The organism is Enterobacter cloacae complex sp. 385G4 (assembly GCF_057320665.1).
Genome location: NZ_JBXWDD010000017.1, coordinates 9,543 through 26,531 on the forward strand (window position 1 = coordinate 9,543; position 16,989 = coordinate 26,531).

At 48.1% G+C, this 16,989-nt stretch carries 15 protein-coding genes; 2 read left to right on the forward strand and 13 right to left on the reverse strand.

The window, feature by feature from the left end; all coding sequences use genetic code 11:
- Position 1: 1 nt before the first annotated feature.
- From AC2FAJ_RS22550 to AC2FAJ_RS22600, 11 genes are read right to left on the reverse strand one after another with little or no spacing between them, the layout of a single operon-like run.
- On the reverse strand, positions 2-2,197 hold the full coding sequence (locus AC2FAJ_RS22550; RefSeq protein WP_015062834.1) for a DotA/TraY family protein: 2,196 nt from the start codon (positions 2,195-2,197) through the stop codon (positions 2-4).
- Entirely contained in the window at positions 2,190-2,786 is a 597-nt protein-coding gene (locus tag AC2FAJ_RS22555) for a hypothetical protein (RefSeq protein WP_015060003.1), read from the reverse strand. Before AC2FAJ_RS22555 ends, AC2FAJ_RS22550 begins: the two co-directional genes overlap by 8 nt.
- The gene (traW, locus tag AC2FAJ_RS22560; protein WP_011091082.1) at positions 2,783-3,991 is read right to left on the reverse strand and encodes a conjugal transfer protein TraW; all 1,209 of its coding nucleotides are present in this window, start codon (positions 3,989-3,991) and stop codon (positions 2,783-2,785) included. The genes AC2FAJ_RS22555 and traW overlap by 4 nt, the downstream gene beginning before the upstream one ends.
- On the reverse strand, positions 3,988-7,038 hold the full coding sequence (locus AC2FAJ_RS22565; protein WP_031942490.1) for a plasmid transfer protein: 3,051 nt from the start codon (positions 7,036-7,038) through the stop codon (positions 3,988-3,990). The genes traW and AC2FAJ_RS22565 overlap by 4 nt, the downstream gene beginning before the upstream one ends.
- Entirely contained in the window at positions 7,035-7,529 is a 495-nt protein-coding gene (locus AC2FAJ_RS22570) for a hypothetical protein (protein ID WP_011091080.1), read from the reverse strand. The genes AC2FAJ_RS22565 and AC2FAJ_RS22570 overlap by 4 nt, the downstream gene beginning before the upstream one ends.
- Positions 7,530-7,574: 45 nt before the next feature.
- On the reverse strand, positions 7,575-7,964 hold the full coding sequence (locus AC2FAJ_RS22575) for a DUF6750 family protein (protein ID WP_011091078.1): 390 nt from the start codon (positions 7,962-7,964) through the stop codon (positions 7,575-7,577).
- 16 nt (positions 7,965-7,980) lie between these two features.
- Positions 7,981-8,511: a conjugal transfer protein TraQ gene (traQ, locus tag AC2FAJ_RS22580; RefSeq protein WP_104011266.1), complete on the reverse strand. Its 531-nt coding sequence runs from the start codon at positions 8,509-8,511 to the stop codon at positions 7,981-7,983.
- Between the two features lie 23 nt (positions 8,512-8,534).
- Positions 8,535-9,239, reverse strand: a complete 705-nt coding sequence (gene traP, locus AC2FAJ_RS22585) for a conjugal transfer protein TraP (protein ID WP_031942491.1) — start codon at positions 9,237-9,239, stop codon at positions 8,535-8,537.
- Positions 9,240-9,250: 11 nt separating this feature from the next.
- Complete coding sequence (gene traO / locus AC2FAJ_RS22590; protein ID WP_004187474.1) at positions 9,251-10,600, reverse strand: conjugal transfer protein TraO; 1,350 nt, start codon at positions 10,598-10,600, stop codon at positions 9,251-9,253.
- Positions 10,601-10,611: 11 nt separating this feature from the next.
- The gene (locus AC2FAJ_RS22595) at positions 10,612-11,763 is read right to left on the reverse strand and encodes a DotH/IcmK family type IV secretion protein (RefSeq protein ID WP_004187471.1); all 1,152 of its coding nucleotides are present in this window, start codon (positions 11,761-11,763) and stop codon (positions 10,612-10,614) included.
- Positions 11,764-11,771: 8 nt separating this feature from the next.
- Positions 11,772-12,485, reverse strand: a complete 714-nt coding sequence (locus AC2FAJ_RS22600) for a DotI/IcmL family type IV secretion protein (protein ID WP_004187467.1) — start codon at positions 12,483-12,485, stop codon at positions 11,772-11,774.
- Positions 12,486-12,552: 67 nt separating this feature from the next.
- On the opposite strand from AC2FAJ_RS22600, the gene AC2FAJ_RS22605 reads away from it, so the two are divergent.
- On the forward strand, positions 12,553-12,963 hold the full coding sequence (locus AC2FAJ_RS22605) for an H-NS family nucleoid-associated regulatory protein (protein ID WP_004187465.1): 411 nt from the start codon (positions 12,553-12,555) through the stop codon (positions 12,961-12,963).
- A gap of 28 nt (positions 12,964-12,991) precedes the next feature.
- Complete coding sequence (locus AC2FAJ_RS22610) at positions 12,992-13,147, forward strand: Hha/YmoA family nucleoid-associated regulatory protein (RefSeq protein ID WP_172693602.1); 156 nt, start codon at positions 12,992-12,994, stop codon at positions 13,145-13,147.
- Here AC2FAJ_RS22610 and AC2FAJ_RS22615 read toward each other — a convergent pair whose 3' ends face one another.
- The gene (locus AC2FAJ_RS22615) at positions 13,148-13,660 is read right to left on the reverse strand and encodes a hypothetical protein (protein WP_011091071.1); all 513 of its coding nucleotides are present in this window, start codon (positions 13,658-13,660) and stop codon (positions 13,148-13,150) included.
- Positions 13,626-16,973, reverse strand: a complete 3,348-nt coding sequence (locus AC2FAJ_RS22620) for an LPD7 domain-containing protein (protein ID WP_223807062.1) — start codon at positions 16,971-16,973, stop codon at positions 13,626-13,628. Before AC2FAJ_RS22620 ends, AC2FAJ_RS22615 begins: the two co-directional genes overlap by 35 nt.
- Positions 16,974-16,989: the final 16 nt, after the last annotated feature.

Genomic DNA, 16,989 nt, shown 5'->3' on the forward strand with positions numbered 1-16,989 from the left:
ATCACGCCCCCGCTATACCATCTTTGTCTTTATCAACCGTATTGGTTGGGTTGAAGTTCTTCGGCCCAGAAGGACGTCCACCTGTATTTTTAGCTCCACGACCAAATGCAGCAAACAGGTCGTGAACATGATTCTGCATATCACCAAGAATTGAATCGTTATGCTTGTTACCAATCCAGCTGATGACGTAGTTAGGCATCCTTGCAGGTAATGCAAATACCCTAGCGACCATACCTGTACACATCCTTGCATAGACAAAAAGGATACCTATCATTGACCAAAGGCCAGTTGTTGAATCTGCCTGTACATTTTCCATTGCTGTTTTGAAAATATAGTTAAGCGCGGTGCCAAGAGCCACAATGGCCAATGATGCAAAAATGAACCCCATTACCATCAACAGTGGTCGAATCATCACATCTATCAGGAAAATATATCCATACGTTGACCGGTCCTCATTAGTTTGGCCAATGTTAATATGGGTAGCGGCCCACAATGAAGATGCAACGATACCAGTCAGCAAAGTAACTAACCAATCCGCCATTGCGACAAACCAATAGATAAATGGCACAAATGGAAGCCAAATTGAAAGCGTTAACCCTATACAGAACAGAGCGACTAAAATCATGTATACGATCGGAGCCGCAGTTTTAATTACACCCTTAATAATATCCTTACCTGAAGTGAAGAAATTAAGTAATCCCGCCCCCATTCCAGCAGCGTTATTACCATCTGCAACACTCATTGCGACATTAACAGCTCCCCAAGCAGCTAGACCACTCTCAGCAGTAAACATCGTGTAATCACCAATGGCTTTCATTTTCAACAAGGGATTCGTTACATCGCTGTATCCATCGCCAGTGCCGTAGTTTCTAGTGGCAAGCCATGAAGTAACATTAAAGTTGAAAATTTTGGTAATCAACGAATCTGCATCACCACTTTTTGCCGCTTCTTCGATGCCTTTATTGTCAATGTTCTGAGCTAAAGCATTATCAGCAGTACCTAAAGGGGGAGTGTAGGTACTGTTTTTCAGTTGTGAATGATATGCCTGGAACAGACCTTTATAATAGTCCGTAGAACCTACATCACCATCACCACTTATCCCTGATACAATAGGTTTCAGATTAGCAACGTCCTTCAGCTCAGTGTTAGCAGTTGCCAGGGTATGATAATAAATACCAAGATATAGCCAGCCTTTTTCCTTTATATCCGACTCCATTTTCTGGAGCATATCATTGCTTCCGGCAGCATTGTCTGCAGCTTGCTGTACTTGTTGTTGGTAATCTCTTGCTGCTGTCTGAATTGCAGTTTCAACGTCAGGCAGCTGCCCATCTCCGGAACGCATTTTAGACATATAAGCAGAGTTAAATTGCTCTGCTGTATTCTTCATCTTACTCCAAAGCGAGTCTGTAGCCTGCTGTTGAACTGCATAAACAGAATCAGCGTAACCACTGGAGAATACCGAAGTCCAACCTGTAGGTTTTTGTGGTAATTTAACAGTCCCACAAACAGCAGAACCATTGTCAACTGAAATTGAGTAACTAGAATCACCAGTATTAAACTTCATCTGGCTATTACTTTCATAATGTTGGCCTGAAGCCTCCATCTGAGCTAACCCTTGATTGACACCAAGAGCGCACAAGTTCATTTCGAACATTCCTTTAGCCACAGAAGCCATTTCTGGCATAACTGGCGTTATATAAACAGCTTTGCCACTCGCTAGTTCCGACGCTGTTTTATCTGCAATAACATTGGCAGAACCTACACCTATGATTGACCCACACCACAGGAAGAGCAGTTGTGCAACGGACCATCCAACAACAGTTGGAACCAAAAGGAGCCAGCCGAATGTTGTTTTAACAAAATTGAAGGCATTATTCCCATCACCCTCTATAAACTTCCCAAGTTGCCCTGCCTGATGTAGTTTTTTAATACTGATTATCGCCATATAAATCAGCGCTAATATGGCGATAACCTCATTCACTGTGAAAAATACGTTATTTAACAACCCATCACCTGACGGACTGAAAGGATTATTTACCACTTCACCAAAAACGGTATGCAGCATCTGACGTGACAAATCACCAGACCGTTTAGCAGCCTCTGTAATACTATCAATTCCCAGATCTGCAGAATATGCCGGGGTAATGAAAAGCGATAGCGGCAACAATGCGACCAATGAGTTTCTTGACTTATTCATGCGCCCCCCGAATCTGGCCAGCTTGTTCAAAATTAAATGTATTGCGCACACCGTTATCGTTAATAAAATGTCTCAATGTACCGAATTCTTCTTCAGAATGGGCCTCATTGCGTAATTGCCAACCTAAAAATTCATAAGTCATTGCTTTTACGAACGAGTAGATACAAACAGCAAACATTAAACCAAGTGTTAATGTCACCTTCAGAAGGCTTACATTGTATTCAGTATTAACAATCAATTTTACACAGCCAGCGATTAAAAACAGGGCAACAAAAACAGCTATAAAGAAGCAACATAACCAATATTTTTTATACTTACCGGCTTTAGCTAGATGCTGTTCTAAGGGGATAGAACTCTTTTTAACAACATCCTCAAACGACTGATTCGAAGCTGATTTTTCGTCCGGAGCTTCCAAATTTTTGATTTGCTTCTTAACGAAAGAAGCCCGCTCATTGAGCAGGCTGATAGATTCCCTTAGTGATTTCCACATAAACTGAATATCACTAATTCCGGTAATATGATAAACCGCTTTTTTCATGCGGCCGGGGGATTTTGTAACTTCTTCCCCTGTTTTATTTTCGTCTGTCATTTTCTGGATACTCCCGCGTTCACACTCTCCAGCTGTGCTGCCAGCATCGGTTTGTATGTTTGATATGCGTCGTTCGCCAGGATCTGGCCAAGCAGCACATTTTGTTTCTCCAGCTGCTGTTTGGTTTTCAACACTAACCAGTTGTTCAGATTGGCGATATTGATTTGCTCACGCATCAAATCTTCGGTGTTCTTGTTGGTCAACGTCGCCTGGTAAGCAGGGTTGCTGTAACGGCGACCTACTTCGAATTCCTCAAACTCTCTGGCAGACATACGGTTAAGCTGTTTCGCCCTGTTACTGGCCGTCGCCTGGAAATAGGATTCGACTTCCGGCACTTTGCGCGCATCTGCAAGCGCGGCATCAGTGGCCGGGTTCGGTTTAGAGTTGGCGATCATTTCCATCTGAGGTTGTGCGGCCGCGTCGGTGAGCGCCTGGTATTGCTGAATCATGCCCAGGTAAATTCGCCCGCTGGCGCCTTTAACTTCCCCACGACTCAGCTGACGACCAGCACTGCGCAACGCGGTATTTTTCATATAGCGCAGCGCCGCATCTGTCTGCTCATCTGTAAACGTCAGATCAGGTGCCTTGCCTTCTTTGCCGGCGCCATAAAGCAACGAGCTCAGCGACGTATCTGCCCGCGGCATGTCAGATACACTTGGGCAGAATGAAGTCCCGCCAAATGCAGCATAATCCGAACTGTCGCAGTACTGGCTGTGAACTTCGGCCGTTGAAGATGCGTCCACGTCGGTTGCGCGTGCCGGCACTTCAAAAATGGCCTTAACATCTTTCGCAGAACTGGCGCTTCCCAGCGTTCGCTGACCGCCAGCGGCCGCTGAGGATACCCCCGCGGCGCCACCGCCAATAGACTGCGCACAAATATCATCCGGAACACGGTACTTATCCTGTGCCTGCAGCAGCCGGTCATTACGTTTTTGCTCGACTTCGAACTGTCGGTTAGTTTCGGCCACCTGCTGCATTAATGCTGCCTGGCGATCACCCTGCTGGCTGATTGCCGTACCAATGTTAATCAGCGTGGCCTGGATGTTACCTAACAGGCCATTAGCTGTGCTCAACGCCGGCATAACCTGCGTTGAGATGGGAATGCTGCTGTTAACGTTGACCGTATAGGCAAATGCTGACTGTACGCTGAAGGCCAGAATTGAAACAGCCATCACTGACCGTTTTGCTTTTCCGATTTTTATCATCTGAATCCCCTTCTCACATCAGAAATGATTTCTTTAGCGAGCTTCATCGCCATAGTTTGTGATTCTTCTTCAGAATCACGCTCACCACCCTGATTGACCACCATTTCATCAATGATACTTGATGCACTTCCCATAGGGAATCTATTTGCTAATTCTTCCCTTGCTTTTTTCGTTCCCAGCTCTTCATAAAGCACATCTCTGAGAGCTCTGTCTTTTGCAGATGAGTTCAAAGCCCAAAGCAGTTTTGGTCCTAATGTGTTTTTCAGAATGTGGCAAATAAGACCACGTTTTGTTTTAAAAATACCGAGGAATGCAGTACCACTTCCGTCCGGATAAACCCCTTGCGGAAGCTGTCTGAAACGACGCAGGATATCGGCCGGGATGTTGATCTCTAATTGCTTCAGATACTCTTCATCCCCTTCCGTCAGGCGCATCATAAACAGGCTGTTCATGGTTTTAAGCACACTCGAAGGCATATGGCTCAGATACTGAGACGAGAAGGCAGTACGGACGTTGAATTTACGATCTTCAAGGTCAGCGGTGTTCAGCGCATTTTGAATAAAGTCGATGCCGGCAAAGTTATGACACTCATCATAAAAGGTATGTTTAACCTCTTCTGAAAGCTCCCTGATGCGCGCCTGGTGATATGCCCTGTACTGCTCCGGTAAAGCAGGAATGAAGGTTTCTGCGGACTGAGGCAGGTAGTAGTTACGCACAGCCATCTGGCGCGCAAAAAGATACATAATGCCGGACTTGAGCTTACCTGCAGGTGTCGTTCTGTCACCGAGGACGTTTTGCATATCCAGGATCGCAATGCGAGTCTCCGGGCTGAAATCGTAAACCGTGATCCCTGAGAAAATGGCATACTCAGCTGCAGCAGCCTGGAAACAACGTGCAACGAAGCCTACTACAGGCTCACTCCCATTAACTTTTACGTCAGCGTATTGGTTTTTAAATGATTCAGTTTGTAGTTCAGCAATAAAATCGTGAATGGTTGGCACAGCATAACGCTGAGCAACCGTCGCAGCATGAAGATATTTTTTGGCAAACAGCTTATCAACGACTTCCCACCATGTAGCTCTTTCAAACCAGTCTTCACCGAGCTCTTTATCCAGACCTGATTCTTTCAGAGCTTCATTAATCACCGGGTCGTTATACTTAAACAAGTTAGCACTTGAATGCGCTTTTGCTTTGTATACGTTTGATACAACTTTACTGACGATTTGCCCAACGCTCATTGCATCTGGCGGCTGGCCAATTGCCGGATCAATACAGAATGCGTTAAGCATCTGCTTTAAGAATACTTCCTCAAACTGCGTCAGATACCTTGAACCTAACTGCGTATCGCAGATGTTAATACAGTGCGATTCGTCATTGTTCAGGGTGATACTGGCAATCTGGTGACGTTTCTCTGCCGGCAGCTCAGCGCTAATCAGATCGGCGATACCTTTTGCACTGTAGCCCTTATCAATGATGGTCAGATAAGGCAGTTTTTTATCAGCCCGGTAAATCGAACTCAGGTTAAGGCGGTTGGCCAGCACGCTTTTACCGGAACCTGGAACACCGGTGATGACATCGGTAAATTTCTCCTGCAGGGGACTGGCGATTTGATAGGGGAACAGCTTGCCATCGAGCGTGATGAAGTTGATATTGCCTTTACCATGCCAGGGACTGGCCGGACGTTCAAAAGGTAACATCCGCAAGCCTTCACTCAGCGGCGGATAATGCAATGAGCCAGGCGTGGCCGTGGTCAGCCCCGGAACGGATGCAATCAGTGCGCTACCTGGATTGCCATATGTCTTGGACACACCTGATACACCCCAGCCTTCAATCGCCTTAGTTAAAGCCGCCAGGTTGCGTTTGGCTTCATCCTTAGTGTCGCCCCAGGTGGCAAAGTTGATGGCCATGATAGCCGTTGGATCGGTTTCGCTCTGGGCCCGGACATAATCCATATCACGCGCGATATTACCGAGTGAGGGAATGAAACGAAGGAAAGATATGATTACTGATGGCCAGAACAGTGCTTTTTTGCCCCCGCCTATAAAGTCATATTTTATCCGGTACGGGATTTTCCGGTTAATCGCGTTGAATAACTGCTTAAATTTGACAGGGTGAAGTGGTGGTAACTCAAGGGCAACAGAGCCGTAATACTTACCATCACAGTAAATCAGGCCACCATCTTCTTCCAGTTCCCCTTCCATGATCTGGATATTCAGCCGCGGCGGCAGCACGGAGTCGATATTGTCTTTCCGTGGGGCGCCATAAATTCGCAGATTTTGGTCAAACGGCGTGCGAGGGTACCAGTTTTCTGATGTTGAATTCCGGAACAGCATCTGACGCATCATTGCGCCAGCGTGTTTGACATCGAGGACATCAACCAGAAGCCCCATTCCCGATTCATCATCCCCCTGAAGCATACCAATCAGGCGCCACAGCATCGCGTCATGCGTGATCTTCAAACCTTCAAGCTGAAATTCGATTGGGTTCTGACTGAAGCGCGTCTGCGGGATATCCTTCAGTACGCCGGCAGCTTTTGCCTGTTCGTTTTTAAGTTCATCCTTCGCAATCATCCCCTTCGAGGTATACAGCACGATGTAAGCGCGTTCACGGCTGTAATGAGCGGCGATTTTTTTTGCGTCATCGGCGATCAGGTCTTTAATGTCTATCTGCAGACGCTCTATTGCTGCTACCTGCGGTTTATAAACATTATTCAGCTCTTCCTGGTTCTTGGTAAAGTCGCGTTCGAACACCACAGACAACTTATGGCCGCTGTTAATAAAGGAATTCGACAAGGAGTTTGATAGGTGCATGATGAAGTCATTAAACGACTTCTCGTCAAACGATGATTTAGCGCCCTGAACCTCAATAACGGTAAGAAAATCGTTGTTCTTAGTGGTCAGAATGTACGGAGCCCTGATTTCAGGATGCTCAACGCGATCCTGCGACGTAAGCCCTACAACCGTTGTCAAATCACAGTATTTTAACGAGTCATTTGATGTCAGATTGCGTGAGATACCTTCGATCACATCCTCAAAGAAAGAAATCATTTAAAACCTCTCTTACCCTTGTAAATTTCATTCCAGTCACTTACATCCGGCAATTCGTCTGACTCTGCAACAGAAGCGACAAACTCATCGTCAAAATTCATGGGAAGTAACTGATGGTGTTTTTTTATCAGGTGCAGTAAATCGTATCCATCATCACTGCCGGTTTCGTTTAGAACTACGTCAGTTGTGCTGAGCAATATCTGTTTAAGTTTCTGCGCCTTTTCACGGTAAGAATCGTCCGTTGACTTTTCCGCCTTTGCAATTGAACGAAACAGCAGGCTGTAGAGTTTTCGGTTTGTATTTCTCTTCAGCAGAAGTCCGGTTTGAGTCTCTAGTTTCATTTTCTCCGGATGTTCGAGCGACAGGCATACAGAGCAAAGCATTCTCTCTTTCTGTCCATCTTCTGCGAGGGAGAAAACATCTTTGCTCTTTATCCCGCACACATGGCATCTGGCAGGTTGTTCATTCCTGGTGAGCTTAAAATCTTTCATGAGGGAACTCCGGTATTGGCCCCGCAAGGCGGGGCCGAAGGGACATTACAGGGTTGCGTCAACGCCAACAGTTGAACCAACAGAAGAGATCCATGCGGTCAGGCCGACCAGGCAGGCACCAACAACCATTGACCAGAAGATGAAGCTGCCACTGATATCTTTCCCGCGTTTGTTTTTAAGGAAAAGAGAAACAAGCCCGACAATAAAGAACACAACACCAATGACTTTACCGCCGGTAATCAGACCAGGCTGGGTACTGGCAAGACCTTCCGTGAAGGTATTGATTTTCTCCCAGACAGTCGTTTCAGCCGCAGCCTCTTTGCTCAGTAATGCCAGCGGCAATACCACTAACGATTTTGCCACCGTTCCGCGCAGCTGATACGCTGCGATGGATGCAGATAATGCCTTGTCTTTGATAAGTTTAACAATTTTCATAAAGTATCCTTTTTGATTACCAGTGAATGTTTAATGTGCTCTGCAACGCATCGAGCGTTTGTGTATCGAACATCAGAAGTAGTCCACATACAATTTTCACAATGGATGCCCCTCTCGTACCCGAAGCTGACAGCTCCGTATGGCCCTCAAGGTAAGAGTCTTTCAACCCCTTTATACCCCTGTAAAAAAAGTATGCGCCGAGAATTCTAACAATCCCCAGCACTGCGTTGACTGCTGCGGCTCCCATGCCAAACGTAGATTCGCTCGCATAACTGACGGGTCCGAAGCTAACATCGCCAAATCCTAAAGTGGCACCGCCTGAGTTCATCTGTGCCTTCAACGTGATGAGGCATACACAGAAGATGATACCGGCAAAAATTCTGCCAACTTCCACACCTTTTGTTGAATGCCTAGCCTGCTTCCGCAGGCTCATCAGATATCCAATAACACCAATGATCCCAACGACTGCAGCGACACCTATGATTAGCCTTGCCAGCGGCTCCTGACCACCGTTAGCAACCTGAATTAATACCGATTCTAAATCCATAGTTTCGCCTTTTTAGGTCCTGTTTAGCGGATAAGGCCTTTACTTGTAGTAACGATTCTATTTTCAGTATCGATACCCGTAATGGTGACTCCGCCAAGTTGACTACCGACCTTCACAGCATACGTCTGGTTTTTGTATTTTACCCAAGCAAGATCGCCAGATAAATCATTAATTGAAAAACCTCTCAACAAAGGTAATGCCTGCGACGTTGCCCCCGAAATTGTTCCACTCTGATTACCAAATGAAGGCCCATAACCAGCGGCTTTCATTTTCAGTTCCTGAACCTGATTGTTCAGATTTTTGATTTGTTCATTAGCGCTTTGTAACTGACTGGAAAGGATCATCATTCCATTTTTAGAAGTTGATTCTATCGCGTCCAGCCGTTCCTTTTGCTGCAGCAAAATCCCGGAAATTTGCTCGCGGAAGTCACCAGAATCCTGCCCGGCAGGGGCAGCCTGTACGTTCTGACGTTGCCCTGAAGACTGGATCGTGCCATTCCCGGCCGCAGGCGCAGTGTCACTATCGGAGCCCCCAAACAACCAGACTAAAAGCAGGATAGCTATGACAGCGATACCACCAATCCATGCATAGTCACTAATCTTAAGCGGCTTTTTGTTTGCTTTTGCTGCTGGCGTCACTGTCGGTTTTGGCTTTTCAGCAGGCTTAGCAGACACCGGTTCCTGGGCAGGAGCTGCTTCGTTTTTATTGTCATCTTCAAACAGATTCATTATCAATCTCCTTAACGGTAATACGGGTTATTGGTGCCATACCCGTAGCCGGGGTAGCTTGGAAAGTTTTGCTGAGGGTAATTAGGAGCCGGAGGCTGAGGCATCTGCTGAGGTTGCACACTAGATAGTGTGGGAGTTGCTTGCTGCTGCACCTGCTCTGCAGAAGCATTTTCCATATTCTCGCCACAGTCGCTTTCATACACAGGCGCGACAAACTGGATGCCTATGAGTTGGTTACGGTCAACCGTAACCTGCTTAATCGGCAGGCGGGCTGCATCGTCGGCCAGGACACGCCCTGCTTGCTCACCCATCCCGCCAATAATGGTACCGGCAACCGCTTTGCCATCAGGTGTACCAGTTGAACGATATGCATTCCCGCCGTCAGTGATAATCATCTGCGAATTGCTGTCCGCATACAGCTGACCAGTTCGGCCTAATCCGTTAGCAACAGCCGGCAGAATAATACGGCTGAACCAGCGGTTATTTACATTTGAGGAAACGGCCGCGCGCAACGAGTCGGAAGCCACGCCATACGCATCGACCTTACACTGCACTCCGTTCAGCTCCATGCCGGTGAAGTGAATTCGAATACCATCGCCGGCAAGACGGTTTTGGCCAGAATAGAATTTGGCGCCGGCCTGCGCTCCAGTTGGAACATGGGCAATAGCAATACTGTTCTGATCGTCACTGTCCATCGCCGTATCCATTACTGCCGGCACAAGCGTGTAAGCCGATACAAGCCGGGCTCCTTTATCTTTGACCTTATTCTTCGCCCCCTGTTGTTTTTCAGCATCCGGCTTTTTGTTCTGCGGATAGACCGAATCGGTCCACCCTGAGAAGGTGCCGCCGTTCTTGTCATTACCCTCTGCTCCCAGAGGGGTTGCAAGAGCAACACCCGTGACAACCGGTGTTCTGGCCTGGTCTATTTTCTGCAGTAACGTAGCCACAGCTTTAGCCTGACGCTCACGCTCTTTCTGCTCAGCATCATTAGCCTTACTGTTATCGCCCGACTGTTTTGCTGACGATTCCCACGAATATTTTGGTGGCGGTGCTTTGGTGCCGTAATCAACGGCCACCGGGTTACTGGCTGACAACGTGGATATGAAACTATCCCCCGTGAGAGCCGCTTTTTCTGAGTTATCAGCATTCCACTCATTCAGCAGCTTGTTGTATTGGGGATCATTAGCTTTTTCCCTGCCAGTTTTCCCTTCCAGCCCCTGGGCCTTCACCTGCGACCCGCCCGTTGCCGGCTCATCTGATGAGCCAAACAACCAGTACCCTCCCAGAAGCGCCACAACTGCAGCGGCGCCACCGACGTAGAGCATCATTTTTCTGGTTTCTTTACCTTTATCTGTAGCCATCGTCGTTCCCCTTAATTCAGCTCAACTTCAACGTCACGCGCCTGACCGTTAACCGAAAAAGTCAGCACTGGTGTTGCCGGCAGCACGTAAACATGTGTGCCATCGATAGCGGAAAGCGTTTTTTCAAACTCATCCTGCAGCTGCATGTTACTTCTGACGTAGAGCTCATCACCGATCTGCCAGACTTTGGTACTCCCTGGCGCGTTTTTAAGTTTCAACCGCTGAGCATCTTCAGGCGGGATGCCATCGAGCACGCTCTGCAGCTGCTTGTCATACAGTGAGATTTTTTTCTCAGGAGTAGCGGTATAAACCGGTGTGTCAGGACTGCGCTTCGGGATACGGAGATCCAGACGATAATCAACATCAACGGTTTTTGATTTAACGGAGGGTTCTGCCCCCTTCACGTTAATAATGACCGGCGTAGCCAGCCCCTTCAGAAGCACTGTGATGTTCCCGCTGGCATAGGCATTGGTCGGCTGGATTGTGAATACCGCCGATCCTGGAATATAGCCAACACACAGTTCACCACCAGATGCACAGGGACTCGAATTATATGGAGGGGCGCCTAATACCCAGGGGTGTCCGGTTGCATCTGAAAACGTCACTGTGGTTGCCTGGTTTGGAAATACCCGTACCTGCGGAATGGATGCACCAGCTGACAGTGATACCGTCTGGCTTGAAATTCGTGGGATCGGCGTTAATGGTGAGGTTTTGGCCGCCGCGCTCATATCTTCCATTGCGCTGCGGGCAGACCGCACCTGACCAGGGGTAATAGGCTGGATCTGCTGCAGAACAGGTGCAGGTAACTCTTCCAGTGTCTGCGGATTAACATGAGTAACCTGCTGCTGTGGTGGAGGAATCTGCGGCATGGGTGCAGGAGGCAGTGCAGTAGTTGGCTGCTGTTGGGCCTGTGCCTGTGGTTGTTGGCCTTGCGCCTGCTGCTGACCTTGTTCCTGTGCTGTTTGCTGTGGAGGCTGTTGCACCTGTGACTGCTGATTTACGGGCAACCCGGAACTGGCCTGCTGCCATTGAGCAATATCACCACCAGGCACAGCTGGCGCCGTTTGCTGCGGCGCTCCATTACCAGTCGGCGCATCAGCTGCAGATACAGAATTTGCCGAAAACAGTGCGGCCATAAGTACAGTTAACAGTTTAATCTTCATGATTGACCTCAGTAGTTCCGGGGTTTGAGAATGGCCTGTGCTACTTGAATACCCCGTGGATCTTCGTCTTCTTTTACGCGGCGTACCTGAACCATCAAATCGTAAGGTTGCGGTCTGTAGTCCTGAGCCTGCCCAACAAGCTGAACAGTCACCGGAATGCGGTATTGCCAGGCATAGGTTTTGGTGCCACGGATAAGACCTTCCGTGATCAGGGTTCCAGGAGTTGTGGAAAGTTTTACGTTCAGACGTTTTTCACTGATATCTTTCAGCAGCCCACTATCGGACAGCGCTTTACGGAAACTAACGTACCCTTCAGCGCTAAAATCGCCGCGGACGCTGGTTAATTGGTTTTCGTAATTCACAAAGTTCAGTGAAAGCGATTTGATCATTGTACGGTTGGCAAAGTCCATCACCTCTTCCGCCGTGTAAGCGGGTTCATCGGTTGGATGAACTTCTGTGATCATGCCCCCATTCGTTGCAATATATTTGGTTTTTTTCTGGTGAAGCCAGTAACCCTGAAGACCAATGATAATGATTGCGACTAATATGATTAGCGTTTGAATCAAAATTACTTTTAAACCATGTTTCGATACGATTTCTTGTACCGTTCGGTTACTCTCTTCAGCCAGAGCTGGAGCAAGGGCGTTGCTGTCATCATCAACGACTGAGTTTTGATCCGAGTCAGTTTGATCCATAATATTTTCACCATTTTGTGTTTTCATAGAGTTTCTCTTTTCAAAAGTTTGTGTTAGAAAATCACGCAGATCGTTAATGAACAATGAGGTATACATGAGCGAACATAATGATTACGAATCCTGTGCAGTTATCATGTGCGAACGACGAAAAGCCACCGCCGTTTTGCGCAAAATCCCGCCAGAAAACCTTGAACAACTCATTAATATGTGGTCCGACATTGCACAGGGAATGATCGAGAAATTTAAGGAAGAACAGAAGGCCACTGAAGAGAAAGCCGCAGCCACAAAGCGGTTCATGGAAGAACACAATATTACGGCTGATGAAGCTCTCCAGATCTTCGAAAATCTCTTTGGTCCGTCCACGAAAAGTAAATCCACTTTTGGAAAAGTGAAGTACCGGATCGAAGTTGATGGAAAGTCCATAACCTGGACAGGAAAAGGTCGCCGACCTGCAGCGTTTGCCGAGATGAGCGACGATGAGCTCAAAAAATATGAAATCAGCTGAAGACTGGCTGCATACTGTCAGACGTTTCATGAATGAAGATTCGCTTGATACGTATGTAGACTCAAAACGTGATGTTCTACCTGCCACAGAATTTATGCGTTTACTAACCGCGGCGGAACACCGCCGCGTTGAAATACGAACCGGCAAGCTATTCGATAAAATCCCGAAAGGACTCTTCCGGTAGTTACAAATGGAACGGGAATGCATCACTGTTTGCATCCTCACCACTTCCACTCGCAGCTGCCGGATTGTTTAATTGCACATTTTTAGAAGATGCGTTGGGCAGGATACCTGACGTATCTGGCAGTCGGGATGAAATCGTTGACCACGGGTCCAGCGTCGTATTAGTCAGGCTCCCCCACTTCTCATTAATCTTCGATTTAACCGTATTGCATACCTCATCCTTCACCTTATCAATAATGTCGCTGATAGACGGAAACTGTGGGATTTTAAGTGATACCGATAGCGACCCCAGGCACTGTCCGAGAGAATCAGACGTACTGGATTCGCTTTTTGCGGCGTTGTTAATCCTTTCCACTTCCTGCTTATAGGCAGCATCTGCACCAGCTTTTGCCAGTTCGTATGCTGCACAGGTCTGTGTTGCCGCAAATGAGCTCACAGAAATGCAGGAAAACCCTACTGCAACGAGTAGGGTTTTTGTTTTATGGCCGAGGCGCTGACTTTGCGACTGGTGCATGAGTCTGTTCTCTCCTTTCATCATCTTTTCTTTTTGCAGAATTTGAAGGATGAAAAAGCTGCTTCATTACTGTTTTGTTTTTTACCTCATCTGAGGCCGCTTGTAAATGCTGAGGCTGTTTTTCATTTGCAATTGTGTTTTTGTAAAGCAAATTTTTACCCCCCTGATCTACATGTCCATAACCATGCAAAACAATTCCACTTTCGGCATTTTTATTGATTGCTGAAAGAGTCATATACGTTTTCCAGTTTCCGTCTTTATCAATACGCTTGTTCACTTTTCCAATCACGCTATGGTACTCACCGGACTCCTTATCCTTTGCGATCCCCTGCATGAATCCTTTACGCGACTCAACAAGGAAATAATCTGGGCGTTCGCCTTTTTTATGCGGTGCGATCAGCAAAGGTGTACCCGCGGTTTTTGACTCTTGAGGGAGTTTATAGCCTGTGGGCTTTGTCATGCTTTCTGGAGCTGGCTTACCATTAGGCAAGAACCAGTACAGTTCTTTTTCAGGCACGGCCTCACGGCTGAGATCAACACCGGTAATCTGCTGAATTGTTGTGCGGAGCTTCTGGAAGGTTGCAGCATCATACGGAACCAGTTCAGAAGGCTTATAGGCCTGTTCATTCCCTGCTGTTGGCTGTGGGTATACAGGCTTTACTTCCCACTCATTACGTTTGGTCTGGATAGTTTCATAACGAACGATCTTGTTGCTTTCATCACGGACAGGTGCATTCACCTCAACATCCACAAATCCCAGCTTTCTGACTGTAACAAGACGTTCTGTGTCTACACCAGCATCTTTAACCGCTCTCTCAAGGTCTTTCCCCCAGAGTGTCTTCTCTCCATGTTCATTTTTGAGGGTGACAAAGTAGTTCATGGATTCATCTTCTTTCCACTCATACTTAGCACGTCCATGCGCGACGATAACGCCTTTCTCCCAGGGTTCACCTGCAGCTTTATCTTCCTTTTGAGTATCAGATGCATTCTGCTTCTTCGGCTGCACAGAGGCCGATTCTTCCCAGCGCATTCCATTCTGCTGAACTGATGAATTTGTCTTTTCGTTTGCCCCTTCCTGCTTATTCGCATTTGAATCAGCAACATTTTCTTTTGCCGTTTCTTTTGCTGTTTCATTTGCTTTTTTGAGTTCGAGCAATTTAACCCTTTGTTCTGGGTTAGTCAGTTTCACCTCAATGTTGTATTCACTGATAAGGTTAAACACTCGCTCTTTAAATTCGTCACTGCCGGTGATTTCAATACCACGATGATGTTGCTTATCCGCGGTTAGAACGGCCGCCAGGATCATCTCGTCACTCTGGCTGGCTTCAGGGGTAGCCATACGCAGATGTGAGCCGTAATCGTAAAACGCATCCTGTCCATCAAGCGTATACGCCGTATAGTCTTTCTCTGCTCTGTACCCAAACCGGGCAATTAACCCTTCCAGGTCTATACGTTCTTTTGGGGGCGTTTCTGCATTATCGTTGGTTGCCCAGCGTATGCCGTTTTCCAGTTCTTCGTTTGTTTTTTTCTTCTCCTCGGTTTCATTTTCAGCCGGGGCGGTATTAGCTACAGATTCGCTGGGCGCTATCCTTTCAGGCTTTTGCTGAGCGGAGTCAGTTGTTTCACCGCCAAAGGCCATCATAGCGGCATACGCCTCAAGATCACTGGCGCTATTACTCTCTTCATCATCGCCGTCTCGATCTGTTGGTGCGGTGTATTCCGGTTCAGCAGCTGCAGGGGTGCTGGACACCGGCACAGCTTCCTCCGGTTCGGCAGCTGCAGGGGCGCTGGCCACCGGCGCGGTTTCCTCCGGTTCAGCAGCTGCAGGGGCGCTGGCCACCGGCGCGGTTTCCTCCGGTTCAGCAGCTGCAGGGGCGCTGGCCACCGGCGCGACTTCCTCCGGTTCATCAGCTGCAGGGGCGCTGGCCACCGGCGCGACTTCCACCGGTTCATCAGCTGCAGGGGCGCTGGCCACCTGCGCGGCTTCCACCGGTTCATCAGCTGCAGGGGCGCTGGCCACCGGCGCGGTTTCCTCCGGTTCGGCAGCTGCAGGGGCGCTGGCCACCGGCGCGGCTTTTTCAGGATCTGCAACGGCAGCGCTGTCAGTCGAGCTGTGATTAACGTCAGTAATGTTCGGGTTATCAGTCGGCATAGTGTCTACCCTGTTCATTTGATTAATGGCTCCTTCTACCTGCAATCTGACTTGCTCCAGCCCTTCAGAGACATGCAAATCGTTGTAGTCAGTAAGCCCTTCTTTCGGGTTGCTAAAGGCAGGGACCAGAACATGGCCGGCAGTCAGCTCTGCAGCTTCTGTCGCTTTTTCTAGCCCAACGTTCTCGTCTTTATAAATGTCATTGTCAGCAAGGAAGTAATGAGTGCTGTTTGGAAAGGTGTCTTTCAGGCGGCCAGCAACTTCCACCATGTTGCCGGCATTAACCGTCATGATCACAGGCTGATTGATGGCTTCGCTGATACTGGCTGCTGTCGCATATCCCTCGGCATAAAGCAGGTTGTCACCATCCTTCAGTTGACCACCCACAACGAAAAAACTCCCCCATGCCTGGCCGTCTTTTTCAAGGTGTTTACTACCGTCGGACCAGATGCGCTCAAGGGTCCTGAACTCGCCATCAGCATTAAACAGAGGGATCACAACGTTGCCCCGCTCATCAGCTTTAAGGCCGTTAGCGGCAATGACCTGTTTGTTTTTCAGGTATGCCAGATCTCCCGTGGCATCCGGAAGCCGGTTATATTCTTCCATCAACCGGTTAGCGGTCTGATCAAACTTATCCGCTTGCGCTGCAGCTCTTTGTTCACGCCTTGCCGCAGCATCAGCACGGAGCATGGCCATTTGTTCAGGGTTAGGGGCTGCGCCGGTAGATACCCATTTCTGAATTTCACCACCGTTCTTATAGTCCCTGTACCACCCTGCAGGTCGGCCATCCAGAAAGGCGGCATACACCCCCTTTCTTGAACCAGCTTTACCGTCCACGGTATCGACATAATGCTTCTGGCCATCGAACTCTATGGGGTCTTTGATAATGGCACCGCGCTCTTCAAGCCACGCCGTAAATTCATCTTCAATGGCCTGAATATCCAGGGGCGGTTCTTCGATCACTTTATTGGGGTCAAAAATCCACTCTTTCAGCCGGCTCAGGTTGGCCCCCGGCTGTGCATACCACACCTTTTCTTCCTTCACGTAGTCCAGAGCATTACTGCCATCAGCCAGTTTGCCGGCCGCACGTATTGCACGTTGGCGATCGTCAAAGGGAATACTCAGACGGGTTCTTTCAGTTGCAATTTCAGGTTTCGCCATACTGTCTACCCCTGTA